This window comes from Pontibacillus halophilus JSM 076056 = DSM 19796 (assembly GCF_000425205.1).
Lineage (GTDB): Bacteria > Bacillota > Bacilli > Bacillales > BH030062 > Pontibacillus_A > Pontibacillus_A halophilus.
Window position 1 is genome coordinate 1 of the sequence record NZ_AULI01000002.1, and the last position, 22253, is coordinate 22253.

At 41.2% G+C, this 22253-nt stretch carries 24 protein-coding genes; 18 read left to right on the plus strand and 6 right to left on the minus strand.

The annotated features are described in order from the left end of the window. From H513_RS0102410 to H513_RS0102450, 9 genes are all read left to right on the plus strand, one after another. Window positions 1-319, plus strand: a 319-nt coding sequence (locus H513_RS0102410) for a transposase (RefSeq protein ID WP_026799270.1), incomplete at its 5' end; no start/stop codon positions are given. Window positions 320-383: 64 nt separating this feature from the next. Continuing rightward, window positions 384-953, plus strand: a complete 570-nt coding sequence (locus tag H513_RS19470; RefSeq protein ID WP_051239610.1) for a TlpA family protein disulfide reductase — start codon at window positions 384-386, stop codon at window positions 951-953. A gap of 72 nt (window positions 954-1025) precedes the next feature. After that, window positions 1026-1169 (plus strand): FbpB family small basic protein, encoded by a 144-nt coding sequence (locus tag H513_RS21430; protein WP_154655163.1) that lies wholly within the window; start codon window positions 1026-1028, stop codon window positions 1167-1169. A gap of 79 nt (window positions 1170-1248) precedes the next feature. Then, window positions 1249-1395, plus strand: coding sequence for an acid-soluble spore protein N (locus H513_RS0102425; protein ID WP_026799271.1), 147 nt, complete (start codon window positions 1249-1251; stop codon window positions 1393-1395). Between the two features lie 11 nt (window positions 1396-1406). Continuing rightward, complete coding sequence (gene tlp / locus H513_RS0102430; protein ID WP_026799272.1) at window positions 1407-1643, plus strand: small acid-soluble spore protein Tlp; 237 nt, start codon at window positions 1407-1409, stop codon at window positions 1641-1643. A 274-nt stretch (window positions 1644-1917) separates the two neighbouring features. Further along, complete coding sequence (locus H513_RS0102435; RefSeq protein ID WP_026799273.1) at window positions 1918-4218, plus strand: AAA family ATPase; 2301 nt, start codon at window positions 1918-1920, stop codon at window positions 4216-4218. Continuing rightward, window positions 4215-4637 carry an acyl-CoA thioesterase gene (locus H513_RS0102440; RefSeq protein ID WP_026799274.1) on the plus strand — a complete coding sequence of 141 codons (423 nt, stop codon included), beginning with the start codon at window positions 4215-4217 and terminating at the stop codon, window positions 4635-4637. Before H513_RS0102435 ends, H513_RS0102440 begins: the two co-directional genes overlap by 4 nt. 2 nt (window positions 4638-4639) lie before the next feature. Next, window positions 4640-4942 (plus strand): hypothetical protein, encoded by a 303-nt coding sequence (locus H513_RS0102445; RefSeq protein WP_026799275.1) that lies wholly within the window; start codon window positions 4640-4642, stop codon window positions 4940-4942. A gap of 130 nt (window positions 4943-5072) precedes the next feature. Further along, window positions 5073-5864, plus strand: coding sequence for a CAP domain-containing protein (locus tag H513_RS0102450; RefSeq protein ID WP_026799276.1), 792 nt, complete (start codon window positions 5073-5075; stop codon window positions 5862-5864). Between the two features lie 171 nt (window positions 5865-6035). On the opposite strand, the gene H513_RS0102455 is transcribed toward H513_RS0102450, so the two are convergent. Then, a complete protein-coding gene (locus tag H513_RS0102455) occupies window positions 6036-6332 on the minus strand; it encodes a HesB/YadR/YfhF family protein (RefSeq protein ID WP_026799277.1) in 297 nt (98 codons plus the stop codon). 100 nt (window positions 6333-6432) lie between these two features. Here H513_RS0102455 and H513_RS0102460 point away from each other — a divergent pair, with 100 nt between their 5' ends. The 3 genes from H513_RS0102460 to H513_RS0102470 are packed head-to-tail and all read left to right on the plus strand — an operon-like array spanning window position 6433 to window position 9831. Then, window positions 6433-7362, plus strand: coding sequence for an ABC transporter ATP-binding protein (locus H513_RS0102460; protein WP_026799278.1), 930 nt, complete (start codon window positions 6433-6435; stop codon window positions 7360-7362). A 10-nt stretch (window positions 7363-7372) separates the two neighbouring features. Continuing rightward, window positions 7373-8677: an ABC transporter permease gene (locus H513_RS0102465; RefSeq protein WP_026799279.1), complete on the plus strand. Its 1305-nt coding sequence runs from the start codon at window positions 7373-7375 to the stop codon at window positions 8675-8677. After that, window positions 8674-9831: an ABC transporter permease gene (locus tag H513_RS0102470; RefSeq protein ID WP_026799280.1), complete on the plus strand. Its 1158-nt coding sequence runs from the start codon at window positions 8674-8676 to the stop codon at window positions 9829-9831. Before H513_RS0102465 ends, H513_RS0102470 begins: the two co-directional genes overlap by 4 nt. Window positions 9832-10023: 192 nt before the next feature. Here H513_RS0102470 and H513_RS0102475 read toward each other — a convergent pair whose 3' ends face one another. From H513_RS0102475 to folE2, 4 genes are all read right to left on the minus strand, one after another. Next, window positions 10024-11142, minus strand: a complete 1119-nt coding sequence (locus tag H513_RS0102475) for an MFS transporter (protein WP_026799281.1) — start codon at window positions 11140-11142, stop codon at window positions 10024-10026. A 159-nt stretch (window positions 11143-11301) separates the two neighbouring features. Then, window positions 11302-11853, minus strand: a complete 552-nt coding sequence (locus H513_RS0102480) for a TetR/AcrR family transcriptional regulator (RefSeq protein ID WP_026799282.1) — start codon at window positions 11851-11853, stop codon at window positions 11302-11304. A gap of 248 nt (window positions 11854-12101) precedes the next feature. Next, window positions 12102-12332 (minus strand): membrane protein insertion efficiency factor YidD, encoded by a 231-nt coding sequence (gene yidD, locus H513_RS21095; RefSeq protein WP_081658146.1) that lies wholly within the window; start codon window positions 12330-12332, stop codon window positions 12102-12104. A gap of 8 nt (window positions 12333-12340) precedes the next feature. Continuing rightward, on the minus strand, window positions 12341-13273 hold the full coding sequence (folE2, locus tag H513_RS0102485; protein ID WP_026799283.1) for a GTP cyclohydrolase FolE2: 933 nt from the start codon (window positions 13271-13273) through the stop codon (window positions 12341-12343). 278 nt (window positions 13274-13551) lie between these two features. Between folE2 and H513_RS0102490 the strand changes: the two genes are divergently transcribed. Beyond that, window positions 13552-13746 carry a hypothetical protein gene (locus H513_RS0102490; RefSeq protein WP_026799284.1) on the plus strand — a complete coding sequence of 65 codons (195 nt, stop codon included), beginning with the start codon at window positions 13552-13554 and terminating at the stop codon, window positions 13744-13746. A gap of 30 nt (window positions 13747-13776) precedes the next feature. Here the strand turns inward: H513_RS0102490 and plsY are convergent, their stop codons facing one another. Continuing rightward, on the minus strand, window positions 13777-14358 hold the full coding sequence (gene plsY, locus H513_RS0102495; protein WP_026799285.1) for a glycerol-3-phosphate 1-O-acyltransferase PlsY: 582 nt from the start codon (window positions 14356-14358) through the stop codon (window positions 13777-13779). A gap of 261 nt (window positions 14359-14619) precedes the next feature. On the opposite strand from plsY, the gene H513_RS0102500 reads away from it, so the two are divergent. From H513_RS0102500 to parC, 5 genes are all read left to right on the plus strand, one after another. After that, window positions 14620-15687, plus strand: coding sequence for an ABC transporter ATP-binding protein (locus tag H513_RS0102500; protein WP_026799286.1), 1068 nt, complete (start codon window positions 14620-14622; stop codon window positions 15685-15687). Next, a complete protein-coding gene (locus H513_RS0102505) occupies window positions 15684-17204 on the plus strand; it encodes an ABC transporter permease/substrate-binding protein (protein WP_026799287.1) in 1521 nt (506 codons plus the stop codon). Before H513_RS0102500 ends, H513_RS0102505 begins: the two co-directional genes overlap by 4 nt. 19 nt (window positions 17205-17223) lie before the next feature. Continuing rightward, window positions 17224-17637, plus strand: a complete 414-nt coding sequence (locus H513_RS0102510; protein ID WP_026799288.1) for a CoA-binding protein — start codon at window positions 17224-17226, stop codon at window positions 17635-17637. A 186-nt stretch (window positions 17638-17823) separates the two neighbouring features. After that, complete coding sequence (gene parE / locus H513_RS0102515) at window positions 17824-19776, plus strand: DNA topoisomerase IV subunit B (protein ID WP_026799289.1); 1953 nt, start codon at window positions 17824-17826, stop codon at window positions 19774-19776. A 15-nt stretch (window positions 19777-19791) separates the two neighbouring features. Next, window positions 19792-22236, plus strand: a complete 2445-nt coding sequence (gene parC / locus H513_RS0102520) for a DNA topoisomerase IV subunit A (RefSeq protein ID WP_026799290.1) — start codon at window positions 19792-19794, stop codon at window positions 22234-22236. Window positions 22237-22253: the final 17 nt, after the last annotated feature.

A 22253-nucleotide genomic window follows, 5' to 3' on the forward strand; every position in this document is an offset into this window, starting at 1 on the left:
AGAGTGGTTTGATTGGGCGAAAGAGGTAGGGGTTCATCAACCTTCACAGGTTAAAGAAGCGTTGCATGCCTTTTATGAGAAAGTGAATCAAGCTGGGCTTTCGGAGTTTATTCAGGGGATAAAAACGTTGAAGAACTGGCAACCAGAGATTTTGAACAGCTTTGCGTTCAACTATAGCAACGGATTCGTAGAAGGGTTGAACAATCAAACGAAGGTTATTAAGCGAGATGCGTTCGGATTCCGAAGGTATGACCGTTTCCGATTGAAGATTCTTCTGCATCATCAATACAAACATACTAAAGACTTTCAAGTTGGTTAAGGGGCAGGAGCTTGCCTCCTACCCCAACAATTGACTTAGAACCATTTATGAAGGGAGCCTTGCCATGAAGAAGTTTGCTGGAATAGCTGTACTACTAGTATTAATCTCAATTGTTATTTATGAATACGTGATTCCGAAACAACCTGATGAATTTCAATCAAGCAGCAGTGAAGGGGATTCGGGTTCAGCTATGGTGGCTGGAGGGAGTGATTTACTTCTATCACCTGGAGACGAGTTACCTGATATGGAGCTTAAAACGTTAGACGGAGAGACGATTCTTCTTTCAGAATTTGAAGGGAAGCCATTATTGCTAAATTTTTGGGCTTCTTGGTGTGGGCCTTGTAAGGAAGAAATGCCTGATTTAGAGAAGTTTCATAATGACTATCATCAAGACATGCAGGTTATTGCCATTAATGCAGGAGAAACCCCTGACAAAGCTAAAGCGTACATAGAAGAATACGGATATACGTTCACGGTCATCGTGGATGAGAAAATGGAGTTATACTCAGCTCTAGGAGGGCAAGTGTTTCCTACTACTTATTTTGTGAAAGGGAACGGAGAGTTAGCGGTTGAAAAGCGTCTTGGTGCAATGGATTACGCCTATATGGAAGAGAAGTTGAAAGAATTACAATAATGATGAGAGTAAGGTATATTTTCTGAATATTGCGGGTATGTTAGAAGTAAATCGAATAAAGGAGCGACACCAATGGCCCGCAAGCGTAAACCAACCTTCGAAGAATTGATTAATATGAACCGTAAAGAAATGAGTAAAGACCAAGAGTTGTTAGATAAAATTGATCAAAAAATAGAAAAAAGAATGAATGATTCACTAACCAGACCGTCCGTGTGACGATCTGGTTTTTTTGCATAGGGTGGCGCTCTATAGTGAACAATACGAGGGAACCTATTTTACTGAAGGGGTGAATACGATGGGTAACCCAAAAAAGGATTCTAAACATTTTGTTCCAAGCCATCCAGGTACGCAATCTAGAGCTGCAGGCAGCAATAAAGGAAAGCAAATGCAAATGCAGAACCCCCAAAAACCAGATGTTATTCAAACTAAAGGCAAGAAATAGGAGGGTCCTACATGGCTAAAGAAAAACACGTACATGCAAATCCAGATGATCGAAGTGACAACGTAGAGAAGCTACAGAGTATGGTTCAAGATACAATTGAAAATATAGAACGTTCTCATGATGCGCTTAAGTTTGCAACAGCAGAGGAAAGAGAGCAGATTGAAGCGAAAAATCATCGTCGAGAAGAATCTATTCAAGCGTTCCGAAATGAGATTCGAGACGAATTCCATCAACAAGAAGATCAATAACAACAAACCTTGCTCCTTTTTGGAGTGAGGTTTTTTTAATGATGAAGAAGAGTCTTCTGGAAGTGGTTAAAGGATTCCTATAGCCTAGTGGTTTCTTCAGAACATCACGACGTTCTTTCGTGTCTATAGCACTTGATTATACGACTAGATGAGAAGCCAATTCTAGATGTTCATACCAATTTAGTTCTACCAGTTTTACGAACAGAATCATCAACTTTCTTTTCCTGCTATGATACAATATGGGAATGGACCTAGATAGAAGAAGGATGATGATATGACTAGAGAGAACACCCCACTACAACACGTTAAAGAATGGAAAGATATTCATACACCGATCCCTCTAACTGAGACAGAAGCCCTTCGCTATGTAGATATGTACGAACAGGGAGACCGGTCATTCTCTTTAGAGGAAGTTGCGTCGCTGTATGCGATGATTACGTATCACCGACTGCTACGATCTCATATCGTGGATGATGATGTTGCGAAACAATTTCTTATGAAAGCGAAAGAGAACGTTACAGACTTTCCGGTTGTGAGACAGCTGGATGAGTGGTTTGAAATTACTACGTTTCAAAACGTACTTCGAAACATTCGCTTTACAGATCTTATTTTGCACGAGGCGGATCATCTCTCAACAAAACGAAAGAAAATGCAGCTCATTGAAGAGCGTTTAGAAACATTAGAAGAAGAATGGACAGAAGCCACACCTTATCGGTCTCGTGCACAGTCGGAATCGTTTCTTGAAGCGAAACAACATGCTCGAGAGACGATTGACGAAGCGCTGGCTATGATTGAACCTTATCAGGCAGATGAAATGAACGGCATCAATCATATTGCTACGTCAGACATGAATGCGAAATTGAGGGAACTTGAAGGCCTTGTTGTATCCTTTAACAACTTATTGCCAGCAGAGTTACGTCAAGATGAAGCCAATGACGCTCTCGACGAGTTAAATCGTATGATTGGTCTCGATGAAATTAAACAATATATCCATCGGTATTACCACTATTTGAAATATCAACAAACAAGAAAACAGCTTGGCTTTCAGATGATGGATGAACAGGGCTTGCACATGATTATTACTGGTAACCCAGGTACTGGTAAAACGACCATTGCAAGATTGTTGGCGTCTATCTATCATGAACTTGGTTTACTTGACACGAAAGAAGTTGTCGAAGTGAATCGATCCCATTTAGTTGGCTCTTATGTAGGACAAAGTGAAGAAAATACAATGAACTACATTCGCCAAGCACAAGGCGGTGTGTTGTTTATTGATGAAGCGTATAGCTTGAAGCGAGAAGGTCAGTCTGGTAATGATTACGGTCAGGCAGTAATTGATACAATCGTCTCAGCGATGACGTCTAAAGAGTATGGTGGCAAATTCGCTGTCATCTTAGCTGGATATCCAGAAGAAATGCGTCAATTCTTATTTGGAAATCCAGGTTTAAGAAGTCGCTTCCCGGAACAAAATCATATTGAATTGCCGGATTATGGGATGAACGAACTTGTGGAAATTGCTGAACAGGTGGCCCTTATGAACGATTATTTCTTTACGGGTAAAGCGTTGAATGAGTTTAGAGATGCTATTGAGCAAATGCGCGTTGATGATACATTTGGAAACGCGCGGACAGTAAAGAATTTAATCATGCAAACGATTTTCCGAAAAGGTGCTAAGAAAGAAGAGAAAGAACGTTCCATGAACTGGCTAGATTATATGAGGATTGGGTACAGTGATGTGAACAATCTCCATGCGGATGATACAGAACACGCTTCTCCTACAGAGCGCCTAAATGAGCTCGTTGGATTAACAGGCGTAAAGGAAGAAGTTCGTAAGCTCTCATCCTTTGTACACATGCAGCAGGTTCGAAAGCAACAGTCACTTCCAACAGTTCCGATACAACTGCACTCTGTCTTTTCAGGGAACCCTGGGACCGGGAAGACAACCGTCGCTCATATTTACGCGTCTATCTTGAAAGAGAATGGACTACTAAAGCGTGGACACGTCGTAGTTGCTTCACGTAGCGACCTCGTAGCGGGATATGTGGGTCAGACAGCTCCGAAGACGAAGAAGAAAATACGGGAAGCATTAGGTGGCGTTCTCTTTATTGATGAAGCGTATGCGTTGAACCGTAGTGGATCGAACGATTTCGGTAAAGAGGCGATTGACACGTTAGTGGATGAGATGACGAAACATAACGAAAATCTCGTCGTCATTCTTGCCGGATATGAGAATGAAATGCGAGCACTTATAAGAAGCAATCCAGGATTAGCTTCAAGGTTTAAGAAATTCTTCCACTTCGAAGATTACAGCAGTGATGAACTGTTGCAAATGGTTCATGTTCATGCAGAAGAGTACGGATTCAAACTTCAAGAAGAAGCAGTGAGTGCACTTCAACAATCATTCCAAGAACAAGAGGTGGAAGGAAATGGCAGGTTTATTAAGAATTTACTCGATGAAGCCATCCAATACCAAGCGTTAAGAATGATGAATGACGAAGATACTACCCTCGACCTTACGTTATCCCAAGATGATTTTGAGAAGGCGTGGAACACGGTGAAAGGAAGAGAGCAATGAGAGTCAATGAAACAAATGTAAAGGTCCGATACCAAGAAACGGATCAAATGGGAGTTGTGTATCATGCCAATTACCTCGTTTGGTTTGAAATTGGACGAACTTCATTAATCGAAGACTTAGGATTCAACTATGCGGATATGGAGGAGAGCGGCATTGTTTCCCCAGTCGTAGATGTGAACATTCACTACAAGAAGCCTGTTCGATACGGGCAACGTGCAACTGTGAAAACGTGGGTTCAATCCTATGATGGCATTCGTGTCACGTATGCCTATGAGATTCTTACGCCAGAAGGTGAGATTGCCGTTACAGGTGAATCGAAACACGTATGTGTTAAGAAAGATTCATTTAAACCTGTATCCTTACGTAGAACCTTTCCTGATTGGCATGAAGCGTACTTGACTGCATTAGGGGATGCGTAGTTGTGGCCTTTGGAATTTCTAGAGAAGAACTGAACGACTGGAGAAAGCGAGTGGAGGCTGGGGAAATTGCGTTCCTTACCCATTACTGGATTGATGAGCGATTTCCAAATCAAGACACTGTCACAAAAGTTGGATGTTGTGACTTGGACAAATTGATTCAATGGGGAAATCAATATGGATTAAACCCAGAATGGATTCATCTTGACCCACGCTATCCACATTACGACTTACTTGGAAATACACAAGTGACCATATTAAAGGCAGAAGGCTATGAGGAACAGCTGAAACGATTTAATCGATTGTAAGGGCGCATATTTGCGCCCTTTTTTTTGTATCAATACCAGTACATGTCTGTGCTCAAGAGGCATTACTTATCCTGCTTCTGCCCATACTATAACTGGCTAGAAAGCCTAGAGATATGGGAGGAATGTGAAGATGAATCCAATTGTTAAATATAGTCTGACAGCAGTATTGTCATTAAGCATGTTAGCAGCGTGTACGAATGAAGAAGGTATGGACCGTAATCGAAATACGATGGACAATAACGTGAACGAAGTAGGTTATGGTGGTAACAATAACGGTCAGAATATTGACCTACCTGGAAACATGGAAGATTATAACGTACGTACAGAAATGCGTCGTTACGAAATTCCGATGGATGAGTTCGGTCAATCTGGACAATTCGATCGAAACGGTCAAACTCGTCAAGAACAGCCTAACCGAAATCAAAACGAGCAACAATATAACCAAGCCCCATCAAATAATCAAAAGGGGAATGGAAACGCGCAACAAGATAGCGGAAAGACAGAGCAACAGCAAGATGAGGAAGATTCTAAAAACCAAGCATCTGTTAAAGACCAAGTCATTAAATTAACCAATGAAGAGCGTAAGAAGAATGGATTATCTGCGTTGAAGGAAGACACAGAGTTACAAAAGGTTGCACAAAAGAAATCAGAAGATATGGTAAACAATGATTACTTCTCCCACACTTCTCCAACGTACGGAAGCCCATTTGAAATGATGGATCAGTTTGGTATTGATTACCGTACAGCTGCAGAAAACATTGCTGCTGGTCAACAGACTGCAGAAGAGGTTGTACGAGGGTGGATGAACAGCGAAGGACACCGCAAAAACATTTTAAATTCTAAAGTTACTCACATTGGAATTGGAGTCGAGAAAGACGCTCAGGATGGAAAGTTCTGGACGCAGATGTTTATTCAGAAGTAATAAAGAAGAACCATTCTTGCCTCAATCGGCTCGAATGGTTCTTTAATTTATCTAAAATATACTTAGTAGCAACTCCGAACATTAAATGTAAAAAAAAGTGATAAAAAACCTACAAAATAAAGGACATAGATGCAAATAAAAAGAACCCTTATAAGGGCTCTTTTTCATTCATTATGCAGTTTCATTATAGTCGAATGACGGTTCATCTAAGGAAGCGTCGTATTTTACAGTTAAGTCATGACCGTCGAAGTACCAACTGTCTTCCTCTTCGATATAGAACGTAATCTCTTCTTTAGATGTTTGAGTTAATGGCTCTTTAGGTTGTTCAGGTTTTACTGCTAGGGAGAAGCCGGGTTGTAAGCCGCCTACACCACCATAGCGTACGAACAATCGAAGGGATTGATTAGCTTGTAATTCCAACTCTTCTTTGTACCATTGTGCTGCTTCTTGTGAAATTTCTAACTTCATATGAAACCCCTTCCTACTTAAGACGTATCCTTATCATAGTATATGAATAGCATACCATCAACTTAAAAGGTGCCTGCATGGCACAATTAAGGAGGTTCACATGTTAACAGTAAGCGAATTGAAGAAAGAATACCGCAATCATGTAGCAGTAGATGGGATCAACTTCACGATAAAGGAGGGTGAGATCTTTGGGTTATTAGGTCCGAATGGTGCAGGTAAGTCGACTACCATTTCGATGCTTTCGTCTCTCTTAAAGCCTTCATCTGGAACGATTCTATTCCGGAATGTGCCCATTGGGGATAAGAAAGGAGCGTTACATAAAGAGCTTGGGTATGTACCTCAAGATTTAGCTTTATATCCAGAGTTTACAGCTGTTGAGAATCTAATGTTCTTCGGTAAACTTTATAAAATACCGAAGCGACAACTGGCAACACGTGTGTACGAAGTTCTCGAAATTGTCGGATTAACGAATAAAGCGAAGGACAAAGTTTCTACATTCTCTGGCGGTATGAAACGTCGGTTAAACATTGCGTGCGGACTGATTCATAAACCCTCTCTCTTATTTATGGATGAACCAACTGTCGGAATTGATCCTCAATCTAGAAATTACATCCTACAAATGATTAAACAATTAAATAATAAAGGGCTTACGATTCTCTATACAAGTCACTACATGGAAGAGGTGGATTTCCTGTGTGACCGGATTGCCATTTTAGACAAAGGTCGAATTATAGAGGATGGGACAAAGGATGAATTGATGCGTGTACTTCAAACAGAGGAAGTACTTGTCATGACGCTTGCGCAAATTGATGAGGGTTACATCGAAGCGATTTCACAATTAGATTCTGTTCAATCCGTTCAAGTTCAGGGAACTCAAGTATTTGTTACTTTGATGGATAAAGCTACTGCATTGAAAGAACTCTTTCACACAGCTGAACAATGGAATGTTGAAGTAAAGGGGATTGAAGTTTCGAAGCCTACTTTAGAGGATGTATTCCTACACTTAACAGGCCGAACGTTAAGGGATTAGGGGTGAAACGATGCTAACTCACATTCTTAAAGACCTTCGTACGTATATCAAAGATAAAAAGGCACTCCTAATAACGTTGCTCATGCCGACCATCCTAATGGTAATCCTCGGTATGTCCGTAGGGAAACTGTTTATGGGGAATAGCAACAAGATTGAACCATTTACAATTGCGCTGGTCAATGATTCAGAATCTGCAACCCTTGATGAACAATGGATATCATTTGTTCCTGAAGAAAATAGAGAGAATCTACAACAGCTGACAGATACGGATTTCGTTCAATTATTCCAGGATGAAGTGTTAGAAAACCCTGAAATCCAATCAATCATTTCCTATGAGAAGGTGACTATGGATGAGGCAGAACAACGATTAAGAGATGGAGACGTAGCTGCAATCATATTCTTCTCAACACAGTTTCAACAGGACTATGTAGACCGCCTTCTTGGCTTTACTCAAAAGGATGAACCTCTCCAAGTAGAAGTGGTGACAGGTGATAACGAAATTGAAGCGAGTGTCACTACGTCAATTCTCGAATCTTTCACAAATGAACTGTCTAAACGACTAGATGCGAGAAGAATGGTGGAGGAATTAGCAACAGATGAAATCAATACAATGGAAGCGATGGGACCCATACTTAGTGGCATACAATCAGAAGAGCAAAAGCGCAGTGAAATAGTGAAAGAGACGATAGAAGGCAGAACGTCTATAACAGGAATTCAATACTATACGATCGGCATGGCAGCCATGTTTATGCTTTATACAACAACCTTTGCATCCACGTACGTAAGAGATGAACTCCGTAATCAAACGATGAATCGCATCTTAATCGCAGGTACATCAATATGGAAAATTCTATTCTCTAGGTATTGCTCTACTGTACTAATCATCTTTTTCCAAATCACGATACTCTTCACGATTAGTAGGTGGGTGTTTGGGATGAGTTGGACGAATCCAGGATTGCTGTTAGGGATTACGTTACTTACAGCATTATCAACGAGTGTTCTTGCCGTCATTTTCTCCATACTAACCTTTCAATCTCCCGAGAAACGGAACACTATCTTTTTCGAGAGTGTGTTCATTCCATTCCTTGCTATGATTGGCGGTAGCTTTATTTCAAGAGAACTATTGCCGGGATCCATTCGTGAATTCGGATCATGGATTCTAAATGGAGCAGCTTTAGATGGGATGGTTAAAGTCATGCAAGGATATGGATTGTCAGAGCTCATGCTGCCTATAATGGCGCTTCTACTCAATGGCTTTGTCTTAGTATTGGTTGCGTATATCCTGATCCGTGTAAAAGGAGTGAAGCCATTATGAGCGCCATCTTATGGGCTAGATTTAAAGGGTTACGTAACCAGAAAATGAGCCTCCTTGCCATGTTCATACTCCCTATTGTATTCACATTCTTCTTTAGTCTCGGGAATCTAGGGGGTGAGCCCGTTCTGCCTGTTGTGGTAGAAGAGGAGGATAAGCTTAGTGAACAACTGGTTCTCGCGTTAACAGCATCAGAAGAACGGAATGTAGAACGTATAGAGCGCTCGGAATTAGAGGAAGGGCTGCTGTCAAATCGATATGAAGCGGGCTGGGTCATCACAACGGATACCGTCGATGCCATTAAGAACAGTGAGCGGACCATTCCAATCTCGATGCTAAGAATGAAAGATACTGGTACGCTTACATCGCTTGAAAATGAATTGAGAACGGTTGCCTTAGATGTAGCCAACTATTATCAGCTGACACAAACCATCGAACAGGAATTCGAAGGAGTTGCCGTAACCGCTTCTCTCAATCAGGAGTATGTAAATGAAAAAAGCATTACCGTTGAAACGAGAGCTCTAGAGAATGAAGGAGGGTTTACATACGATCAAACGTTTCAAGCCTTGGTCGGATTCACACTCTTCTTCACGATGTACACGATTGTATTTACATTAGGAGAGTTGTTAGAAGATGAAACGAAGTTGATTCTACAACGAGTAAGAATTTCTCCTGTATCAACATTGTCGATCTATGGAGCGAATTTTGTTTACAGCTTTTTAGTTGGGTTTATTCAGCTGTTCCTCCTTGTCCTTACTGGTCGGTACCTCTTCAACATCGATTGGGGTCCTTCTTTCTGGGGCGTTCTACTTGTGATGGCAGTTTATACAGTTGCGGTCATGGGGATTGGGATGGTGTTATGTGCCATATCTAAGACGATGCAACAACTTAGTGCGTTTACGCCTGTAGTGGCTGTAAGTACTGCTATGTTAGGGGGAGCTTATTGGCCTATCGAGATCATTCAGAACGAATGGTTAATTCGCCTAGCAACGATAACGCCAATTTATCATGCGATGGATGCTTTAAAAGAAATAGTGCTACAAGGGAACTCTGTTCTAGAAATATGGCCACAGCTTTTTGTATTGATGCTCACCAGTCTATTTCTGTTTATCATCGGAATTACGTTGTTCTCGAAGTTTAAAATAGCGCGAACTTGAAGGGCCAAGGAAAATGTAGCTTCTATAACAAACACTCAACAAAAAACTTCCACACTTGTGGAAGTTTTTTGTTATGGATAGCCGCACATTGTATCATGGTTTCTTTCATTTACTCTTTTACAAATTTGTGGGCAGGTAACACAATCGTTGAAGATTCGCCTATTTATAGGACCAACCGTTTTCGGAGTTGCTCTAAGCTGTCCGTAGAAACGACCCTAAGACGGAGATGGCTCCAAAAACAGCGAACGTCAGAGCATAACCAATCCATTCAATCATGCTGCCTGCAAGGATAGACCCGATAACTTGGCCTAAGGAAAGCATAATGAAAGGAACACCTATACCTAAAGAAGCATTCTTCTCGAATACTCGAATTCCCCAGATAATCAGTAAGCCACAAATAAACAAGTTAGAGGTACCAAATAACGCAGCTGCTCCTAATGCCATAGGGATGCTGTCAGATGCCCAGGCAAGCAGAAACGAAGCGCCTCCCATCATTACAGCAAATAGGGTATAACTAGATTGAAGTCCAATTCGTTCTATAACGGTGCCACCTAAACCACTGGTTATGCCGAAGAGTCCGATTGTTACCCAGAACAGAGATAACACGAGCGTACTAAATTCACCACTACTTTCTATAAAGCTTCTTGAGAAAGTCCAAAAACATGCACTTGAAATCCCCATTAGAATAGCACCAGTGATCATGGATTTAGCACCTTCTAATCCTTTTGCTGACAATATCCCGAGTTGAACTTTTACGGAATCGTCGGGTTTTGGGATAGCTCGATAATTCCACCATAAAACGATTAAAGCAATAAGAGCATACAATAAGTAAGTGTATCGCCAATGGAGAGGCAGAAATATGGCGCCAACTCCTGTGGCAATGATACCTAGACTAGTACCGGAGTTGATCCACGTGTTGGCTTTTCCTTGTAAGGGTTCTTTTATCCAAAAGGCAATAGCTGATCCGTAGGGAGGAGATACGAGTCCTGTACTGCCTCCAGCCAATAGTACTCCTGCTGCGAGCATCCATTCATTCAAGGAAGCACTAATCATAAGCATTCCACTAACAGCAAAAACACCCGCTAGCATAATCATAGGCTTAGGTCCTTTATTGGTTGTCATCACGATAGAATAAATAATAGTAAAACAAAAGGCAAGGTAAAATAGAGAAGAGATGATACCAGAAACAGTATCAGACATTTGAAATGAATTGGAGATGTTAGGTAGTAGTAATCCGAAACTATACCTTGCTAATCCATAGGTGACAGCAATCATGGTTACGCCAGGAAAGACGAGTCTCGTAAAATTCATAAACGATGATACTCCTTTATTATGAGATTTAGATAGAACGTTCTTTCTATGTGATTCAAAATTTTTTAAATCCCACAAGCTGTATGATGCGTACCATGGACTCTTCTATATAAGGCAAGGATTTACGAATAGAAAAAACGGTATCCGATTGGATGCCGTTTACGTTTGGAAATGGGATTGAAGAGATTCTGTCATGGTAACTGCATGATCAGTGGCTTGTGTTGAATCTGTAATCTGCGTCATCGACGTAGCTCCTTCGATAATGAGAAGAAACTCATAAGCAAAGCTCTTATAATCTTTGATGTTGTTACGTTTAGCAAGTTCCTCGAAATACTGAAGGACTTTTGATTTATGGGTTTTGGCAATATCTACAATGTCACTATCTGTATCGTGATAAACTTCAATCGCACGCAGGAACATACATCCTTGAGGGGATACCTCTTTTAAGAATGCTCCGTGTAATTGTGCAATTCGTACAAATGGTTCGTCAGAATATGCCTCTGAGGTAGAACGAATGTATGCCCAGTACCGCTCTTCTCGGTTTTTAATCGCCTCTTCTACAAGTCTGTTCTTAGAGGAGAAGTGGTTATATAACGTCATCGTCGCAACATTTGCTTCATTAATAATTTGTTTTAAACCTACTCCATGGAATCCATATTCATAGAATAGTTGTTCAGCAACATTTAATACCTGTTTACGTTTCTCACTCAATGGTTAAGCAAACCTCCTTTAGATAGAACGTTCATTCTAGTTTCAATGTAGCATCTATAAAAGTGGAAGTCAAAGATAAGAAGAAGACTTTCTATGTTGAGATTTATTAGAATAAGCCACCTATAACAAAAAGAACTTCCCGTTAAATTGGAAGTTCTTTAATAGGAATCTCAACACTAACCTTGAACAGAGCCTTTCAAAAAAAGCGTGTCGAGAAACAAATGTTTCTCGACACGCACTAGTAACTATTAAGAAGAACGTTTCTTTTTATCCGGCACAGGATCAAATCCACCGGGGTGAAATGGGTGACACTTTAAAATCCGCTTAATAGCTAAGTAACTTCCTTTAATCGCTCCAAATCGCTGTATGGATTCATAGCCATATTGAGAGCAAGTTGGCTGGAACCGACAACTTGGAGGAGTCATAGGCGAAATCCATTTACGATAGATGTGAATGGAGCCTAGGAGTAATTTCTTCATTGGAACACCTAATTCGTTTCATCTCGTTTGTCATACGTAACTTCAGCAATGGCATCGTGTAAATGAATAGATTCTTCATTTCGGCAAGCCACATAGAATTTCGTTACGAAAGGTAATTCATAAAGGTCAGCGGCTACAAGACGTACAATATCTTCAACAAATCGAGGATTTTCGTAAGCTTGTTCTGTTACTGCCTTTTCATCCGGACGTTTAAGAACAGGATGAATCCGTGCACTCGCATTGGACTCAGCCGCTTCTAATAACTGGTGCTTCCAATCAATCTCATCCTCATTGAAATCATCTGTTAATTCAATAGACATGGTCACGTTGCCACGCTGATTGTGAGCACTATACTCACTGATTTCTTTCGAACAAGGACAAAGTGTTGTAATCTTTCCAGTTAGGGAAACTTCAACATCGAAGCCTGTCTCTTCGTGATAATTCACTTTAATGGTTGCATCAGCATGATTCATACCAGCTAGGTCAGAAAAAGGCCCTTTACGCTCGAAGAACCAAGGATACGAAACTTCAACCATGGAATCCTTTTGTTTAAGGCGACCAGCGAGCTCTTTCGTAAATCGCTTCAACGTAGTGATATCAATCGCAAATCCTTCGTTATGGTATTGGTCAAGTTGTTCAGTGAACCGACTCATATTTGTGCCTTTGCTTCCTTGTTTGATACTTGAGGCAAACTTGAATGTACCAATAGTCGTCTGGATTTCCGGTTTCATCGTGCTATTGATGCGAATAGGATGCTTGACGTTTGAAATTCCAACTGCATCTAAATCAAATAAGAAGTCTTCCCTCGCGTTTTGCAAATCCTTCATTTCAGACTTTTCAACTGGCTTGGTTCTTGGACCTGGGTCCACAGACCCGAATAGCTTATGTCTCTCTTCTTTTGAGGGTAACTGTTTTATTGTATTTAAATCTGTTTGATTCATAGCGATGATGACCCCTTTCAAACTTTCTCTTAAAACTAATCAAAAGTATACAGGATGAGTGCTCTATTGCACAATTTATAAAATTAAGGAATATGCTCTGATTAGTATATGAAGGTATGAAATATTGTAACATGTCAGTAATTGGTTTGCAGAAGAAGAGCTTTTAAAGGGCGATAAATGTGACGATTTTGTGAAGTTTGGGTGAGGGGGTTGGCATTTCATTTTTCTTTCTCTACACTACGTTAAGTTGATAACATCATGGGAAAGAGGGATGATCCTTGAAAGGGACCGCTTTATTTACAACGTTTGATTCTCAACTTGTAGCCATTGAGGAGATGGAAAGAAACCAATTTGACCAACTTCAACAACAAGGTTCTTATACGAGAACAATCTTATATAAAGGTGAATCGAAAGAACAGACGTTACGTCCAGTTCAGTTTGTTGACGACTTAAATTGGGCATACGGGTATTAGAAAAGGTGGAGTCCGAGGACTCCACCTTTTTTACATCCATTTAATTTTTGGTTCAGTTCCATCAATGATTCGTTTAATGTTGGAACGGTGTCGGTAAATGACAAATGCGGTCAAAATACTTGTTACGATAATTAAGCCTACATGTTGGATAAAGATCGACACTCCAATCGTAACGATCCCGGTAACCATTGAGCTTAGCGATACATACTTAGACAAATACAATACGAGGAAGAAGGTTGCTAACATGATTAAGAACACAAGGGGAGATACAGCTAAGATCACTCCACCTGAAGTTGCAACGGCCTTTCCTCCTTTAAATTTCGCGAATAACGGATACATATGTCCGACTACCGCAAAGATTCCAATAACGAGTAAGTTAACATCTGCGTCAAAGAATGCAGGGATTCTTGCTGCTAACGTACCTTTAAGAATGTCAGAAAGAGTAACGATTAATCCTGCCTTTATACCTAATACACGAAAGGTGTTTGTTCCTCCAAGATTTCCGCTTCCATGCTCACGAATGTCAATTTTGTACCCGATTTTGCCTACCAACAATGCAAAAGGAATTGAACCAATTAAATATGCAATGATTCCAAATACTATGTATTCCATTTCATTTCTCCTTTTGGATTGTACATGCTTCATATAGTTTACCAGAAAACCGAATATTTAAGAACATGTAATCCATTCCTTTTCAAAATTTAATATGAGTCGCTAACGCTTGGCATTATCATGAATGCGGTTCTTTTGCACAGACTAGATAGGAGAGGCATATGAATTTCATCCTATTCCCATATTCGGTATGATAAATATGTTTATGAAGTGGCTCATAGGGAATAAGCCACTGATGCATTTAGAAGGGGGCATAAACTGTTGATTGAATTTAAAGATGTAAGTAAAACGTATCCAGACGGTACTCAGGCAATTAAGAACCTGAATTTAACCGTTCAAGAGGGTGAGATACTAGCGTTAATTGGCCCAAGTGGATGCGGTAAAACGACGACGATGAAGATGATCAATCGTCTAATCACTCCTACTGAGGGGAACATATACATACAGAACGAGGACATACGCGATTTAAACATACATGAACTCCGTTGGAACATAGGGTATGTACTACAGGAGATTGCGCTATTTCCACATATGACTATTGAAGAGAACATTGCAGTTGTACCAGAGATGAGAAGATGGAAACGTAGGGAAATTAAGAAACGGACAGAAGAATTAATGGAAATGGTTGGACTAGAACCAGAAACGTTCATGAGCCGTTATCCAAGTGAGCTTTCTGGGGGGCAACAGCAACGTGTAGGCGTTATTCGCGCGCTCGCAGCTGACCCAGACATCATTTTAATGGATGAGCCATTTAGTGCACTTGACCCAATTAGTCGTGAACAACTTCAATCGGATATTCGCGACCTGCAGAAGAAGATTAAGAAGACGATTGTATTTGTAACTCACGATATGGATGAAGCAATGGCGCTTGGGGACCGCGTATGTCTCATGCGTGATGGAGAAATTGTGCAGTTAAGCACACCACAACAACTCATCCTTCAGCCGAATAGTGACTTCGTGAAAAGCTTTATTGGTGAAAGAAAGTCCCCTTGGCAGACAGCCATTGATGTCATGCTCGATAAGGAAGACAATGCCATCCTTTCTAAGCAGAAAGTTGACCAAGGAGGCGTTCCTTCTGTAGGAATTTATTTCGTTAAGGATGAGAATGGTCAGTATATAGGAGCTTATGTAGACGGTTTAGCATCGGATATTACACCACTCCCAAATGATACTCACTTACGTAAAGCCACCACTATGTTTGATGAACAAGGTGTTTCTATTCTCCCCGTAGTGAAAGAGAACCAATTGCTTGGCACGCTTTCCTATAAATCCATTGTGTTTCACCTGCAGAACCAAACGAAAATGGAAAACGGGGTGATTCACCAATGAATGAATTCATAACTGTCTTTAATGACCGTCGTGGCGAACTGCTACAGGCAATTTGGGAACATTTGCAGTTATCCATTGTTGCTTTGTTGATTGCAATCTTAATTGCTGTACCGCTAGGATTGGCGCTAACTCGTATGAAGCGAATCGCTGAGCCAGTCATTGGAGTTGCTGCGGTCCTCCAAACGATTCCAAGTCTAGCCGTATTAGCGTTTTTAATTCCGCTTGTCGGTATTGGGAAACAGCCAGCAATTATTGCATTAGTCGCTTATGCGTTATTGCCAATCCTAAGAAATACGTATACCGGAATTAAAGAAGTCGACCCTTCATTGAAAGAGGCAGCCATTGGGCTTGGAATGACATCATTCAAACGTCTTGCCAAAGTAGAATTGCCCCTCGCCATGCCTGTTATTATGGCAGGAATTAGAACATCCATGGTTCTTGTTGTCGGGACCACAACGATTGCCGCTTTAATCGGAGCGGGAGGACTAGGAGAACTAATTCTATTAGGGATTGACCGTGGGAGTGAGATGAACCTTATTCTATTAGGAGCCATCCCCGCTGCACTCTTAGCCATTATTCTAGATTTTATCTTGCGTTTGTTTGAACGGACGAGTGCTAAATCAGGGTTTCGTTCCCTCTTGTCCATTCTCATTATAGCCGTTTTAGTCGTAACGATTCCTTTCATTGCTAATTTCAATCAACGTGCAGACTTAGTCGTAGGTGGAAAGATTGGAGCAGAGCCAAGGATCTTAATGAATATGTATAAGATTCTTATTGAAGATGAAACGGACTTAAATGTGAAGACAGAACCTAACTTAGGTAAGACCGATTTCGTGTTTAAAGCATTGCAAGGTGGAGACATAGATATCTACCCTGAGTTCACAGGAACAGCTGTAGTGACATTCTTGAAAGAAGAAGCGGTGAGTAATTCATCTGAAGAAGTTTATGAACAGGCACGAGAAGGAATGGCAGAGAACTTTAACATGGCCTATCTTAAGCCGATGCAGTTTAACAATACGTATGCGGTAGCAACCACTGAAGAAATCGCACAACGATACAACCTAACGACCATTGGGGATTTGAAGAGGGTAGAGAATCAATTGACAGCCGGCTTTACACTTGAGTTTACGAATAGACAAGACGGGTACGTAGGCATGCAAGAGCTGTATGATTTAAACTTAGATGTGAACACGATGGAAGCAGGTGTACGCCAGCAAGCCATTGCCAGTGGTGATGTTGAGATTATTGATGCCTATTCAACTCAAGGATACATGATTGAGTACAATCTTGTTGCTCTTGAAGACCCGGAAAATCTATTTCCGCCATACCAGGGAGCGCCGTTACTGCGTCAAGAAACTCTTGAAGAATACCCAGAGCTTGAAGAGATCTTAAATCAGCTTGCTGGTGAGATTACAGCTGAGGAAATGCAACAAATGAACTATCAAGTCGACTATGAAGATGCAAATCCATATGAAGTGGCCGAAGAGTACTTGAAAGAAATTGATTTAATTGACTAAAGGAGTGAATCACATGGATATTCAAAATCCATCAAGAGAAACGATTAAAGATATTCTTCAACAATCAAAGACAATTGCTGTTGTGGGTCTCTCTGACAATCCTAATCGAACATCGTATCAAATATCAAAGGCTATGCAGGATGCTGGCTACAAGATAATCCCTGTAAATCCGAATGTTGATGAAGTGCTAGGCGAGAAATCCTACCGTTCTTTGCTCGATTTAGACCAAAGTGTAGATCTCATTAACGTATTTAGAAGGTCAGAACATTTACCTGCCCTTGCTAAAGAAGCAGCTCAAATTGATGCACCCGTATTCTGGGCGCAACAAGGGGTTGCAAGTGAGGAAGCCTATCGTTATTTAACGGAGCAGAATAAGACTGTGATTATGGACATGTGTATTAAAGTCGCACATTCTGTTACAATAGGTAAATAAGAGCGGCGTATTGCCAAAGAAAATCCCTGTGAGAGCAGGGATTTTTTACGTCCTTAGGGAAAAGTGTATTTGCGTAGCGTTAGAAAATCGTTAGAATAAGAGAAGCGCACGCTAAAGGCTCTTGTTTACAAAATCGAACATTCGTTCTATTATTAAATGAAGAGCATTGGAAAGGAGCACAACAGAGTGGCAACGAATTCAACTCAATATAATGATGATTCCATACAAGTGCTTGAAGGCCTCGAGGCAGTCCGTAAACGCCCAGGTATGTATATCGGTAGTACAGACCACCGTGGTCTTCATCACCTCGTATATGAAATAGTAGATAACGCAGTTGACGAAGCATTGGCAGGATTCGGAGATCGGATCGCCGTCGTCATACATAAAGATAATAGCATCTCAGTTGTAGATGAAGGACGTGGAATGCCTACAGGAATGCACAAACTAGGTAAACCAACACCAGAAGTCATCTTGACGGTCCTACACGCTGGCGGTAAATTTGGTCAGGGTGGCTACAAGACAAGTGGCGGACTACACGGCGTTGGTGCTTCTGTAGTAAACGCATTGTCAGAATGGCTAGAAGTTACTATTTGTCGTGATGGTCAGAAATACTACCAACGTTTTGAAAGCGGAGGTAAACCCGTAACTCCTTTAGAACATAAGGGAGGTACAAAGAAAAGCGGGACGACTATCCACTTTAAGCCAGACCCAACAATCTTCTCCGTTACAACGTACGATTTCGAAACGTTATCTGAACGCCTAAGGGAATCTGCATTCTTACTAAAAGGATTGCAGATTGATATTAAAGATGAACGTCATGACCAGGTAGAAGAATATCAATATCCGGATGGGTTGAAATCGTTCGTTTCTTATCTAAATGAAGAGAAAGAACCCCTTCATCCTGTTGTTTCATTTGAAGGAGAACAGGAAGAAATAGAAATTGATATCGCCTTTCAGTTCAATGATGGCTATTCAGAGAACATGCTTTCCTTTGTCAACAACGTTCGTACGAAAGATGGGGGAACGCATGAATCAGGTGCCAGAAGCGCCATTACAAGAAGCTTTAATGATACAGCACGTAAATCTGGATTATTAAAGGAAAAGGATAAGAATTTAGAAGGTACAGATATTCGTGAGGGGTTCACAGCCGTCGTTTCAATCCGTATTCCGGAGGAGAAGCTCCAGTTTGAGGGGCAGACGAAATCGAAACTTGGTACATCTGAAGCACGTTCAGCTGTAGATGGGATTGTGACTGAGAACCTATCTTACTTCCTTGAAGAAAATCCTGAAACAGCTTCTATGCTTATACGTAAAGCCATCAAAGCGAAAGAAGCGAGAGAAGCAGCTAGAAAAGCTAGGGAAGAAGCGCGTACAGGCAAGAAACGAAAAAAGAAAGATACATTACTAAGCGGAAAGCTGACACCAGCGCAATCGAAGAACGCTCAAAGAAACGAACTTTATCTCGTAGAGGGTGATTCTGCAGGAGGTTCAGCGAAGCAAGGAAGGGATCGTCGATTCCAAGCCGTGCTTCCGCTTCGTGGTAAAGTCATCAACACAGAAAAGGCGAAACTTCAAGATATTATGAAGAATGAAGAAATCTCAACAATCATTCATACCATCGGAGCAGGAGTCGGTTCTGATTTCAATATTGAAGATTGCCAGTATGACAAAATTGTTATTATGACGGATGCCGACACAGACGGTGCTCATATTCAAGTACTACTTCTCACATTCTTCTATCGATATATGCAAGAATTAATTCGGGCTGGCAAAGTGTACATTGCCCTTCCACCTTTATACAAAGTGTCGAAAGGAAAAGGGAAGAAAGAGCAGGTTCATTACGCTTGGGAAGATGAAGAAATGCAAGAGATTACAAAGAAAATGAAAAATGGCTATACCATTCAACGTTATAAAGGTCTTGGTGAGATGAATGCAGACCAGCTTTGGGAAACAACGATGAATCCAGAAACAAGAACGTTAATCCGAGTTACCATCGATGATCTTGCCCGAGCTGAGCGTCGTGTAGCTACGCTTATGGGGGATAAAGTAGAACCTCGTCGGAAGTGGATTGAATCCCACGTAGCCTTCGGCATGGAAGACCAAAGCAACATTTTAGAAAACGACAAACTGCAGTCATAGAGGGGGACGATAATTATGGCAGAAACACAACGATATTTAGATTTACCATTAGAAGAAGTCATCGGTGATCGATTTGGTCGCTATAGTAAATACATCATTCAAGATCGTGCCCTCCCTGACGCGCGTGATGGTTTGAAGCCTGTACAACGAAGAATTTTATACGCTATGCATCATGAACGGAACACCCACGATAAACCTCACCGAAAATCTGCAAAGACCATCGGTACAGTAATAGGGAACTACCACCCACACGGAGATTCCTCCGTGTATGAGGCGATGGTGCGCATGAGTCAAGATTGGAAGCTAAGGAATGTACTTGTTGAAATGCATGGCAATAACGGTAGTGTCGATGGAGACCCGCCTGCGGCAATGCGTTATACAGAAGGAAGGCTTTCATCAATTTCTTCTGAGCTATTGCGTGACATTGAGAAAGAAACGGTTGATCATATTCCGAACTTTGACGACACCATTATGGAACCGGTCGTTCTTCCAGCTAAATTCCCAAACCTCCTAGTGAACGGTTCAACAGGGATTTCCGCGGGTTATGCCACGGAAATTCCTTCTCACAATCTAGGTGAAGTGATTGATGCTGTTATTCAGCGGATTGACCACCCTGAAGCTAGTGTCGATGAGCTGATGACAGCACTGAAAGGCCCGGATTTCCCTACAGGTGGTATCATTCAAGGTGTAGAAGGAATCAAGAAAGCGTACGAAACAGGTAAAGGGAAAATTGTCGTACGAGGACGAGCTGCCATTGAAACAATTAAAGGCGGCAAGGAACAAATCGTCATTGATGAAATTCCATATGACGTGAATAAAGCGAACATGGTCAAGAAGATGGACGAACTACGCATCGATAAGAAAGTGGAAGGCATTGCTGAAGTTCGTGATGAAACAGACCGAACAGGACTTCGTGTTGTCATTGAGCTTAAGAAGGATGCAGATAGTACGGGAATCTTAAATTACCTATACAAGAATACGGACTTGCAAATCAGCTACCACTTCAACATGGTTGCGATTCATAATAAGACACCTAAGCTTTTAAGTCTTCCTCAATTGCTTGATTCTTATATTCTACATCAGCGTGACGTAGTGACGCGTCAATCTAACTATGATTTAAGGAAAGCCAAAGAACGTGCGCACATTGTAGAAGGGTTAATGAAAGCCATCTCCATCTTAGATGAAGTCATTGCAACCATTCGTGCCTCGAAGGATAAAGGGGATGCGAAAAACCGAATTTCAGAAGCGTATGGTTTCACAGAAGCTCAGGCAGAAGCAATCGTGAATCTACAACTTTACCGCTTGACGAACACAGATATAACCTCTCTCCAGGAGGAAGAAGCAGAGCTTAAGAAGCGAATTGCAGATCTTGAAGCAATCCTTGGAGATGAACAAAAGTTATTGAAAGTCATCAAGACGGATTTGAAGAAACTTCGTAAACAGTATGCAACAGACCGAGTAACGAAGATTGAGGATGAAATAGAAGAACTGAAAATCAATTTAGAAGTAACGGTTCCGAGTGAGGATGTTCTCGTTTCTGTTACAGAAGAAGGCTATATTAAACGGACGAGTCTAAGGTCATACGCTGCTTCAAATGGTGAAGGATTTGCCATGAAGGACGGAGACACGTTGTTAGGCTTATATGAGATTAACACAACAGATACACTACTCGCCTTTACGAATAAAGGGAACTACATTTACCTTCCCGTTCATGAGTTGCCCGATATAAGATGGAAAGACTTGGGTCAGCATATTGCAAATGTAATTTCTATAGATCGAAATGAACACTTAATTAAGGCAATCCCAATACGAGACTTTAAACAACCTCAGTACCTCTTATTTGCAACGAAGAACGGAATGGTGAAGAGAAGTGAGCTACATCTTTATCAAGCGCAGCGCTATACGAAACCACTTGTCGCCATCAACATTAAAGATGACGACGAAGTGATTGGTGTCGAGCTTACTAGTGGTAGTCAAGAAGTGTTCTTAGCTTCAAACAAAGGATACGGTCTATGGTTTGATGAAACTGAACTGAAACCGATCGGTCAACGTGCAGGCGGGGTCAAAGGAATGACGCTTAAGGATGATGAGGAAGTCATCAATCTTGCTTCTTTCCATCTTGGAGAGGACCCATCCCTCCTTCTGATTACGCATCGCGGTGCAGCAAAACGGATGAGATTGAAAGAATTTGATAAGTCGCAGCGAGCGAAGAAGGGAGTCGTTATGCTCCGTGAGCTGAAGAAAAATCCACATCAGATTGTAGGTTTCTTAGCCACGCACAGCGGAGACAGAATTCATTTGCTTACCGACAAAGGTGTTCTTCAAACTATCCACCCAATGGACTTTAAAGCTAATGATCGATATAGTAACGGCTCATATGTCGTTGATAACGAAACTGAAGGTGACGTAACAAAGGTTTGGCAAGAACAACAGTACGAACGAGTTTTCACAGATGAATAGGTGAATGAATAGAAGAA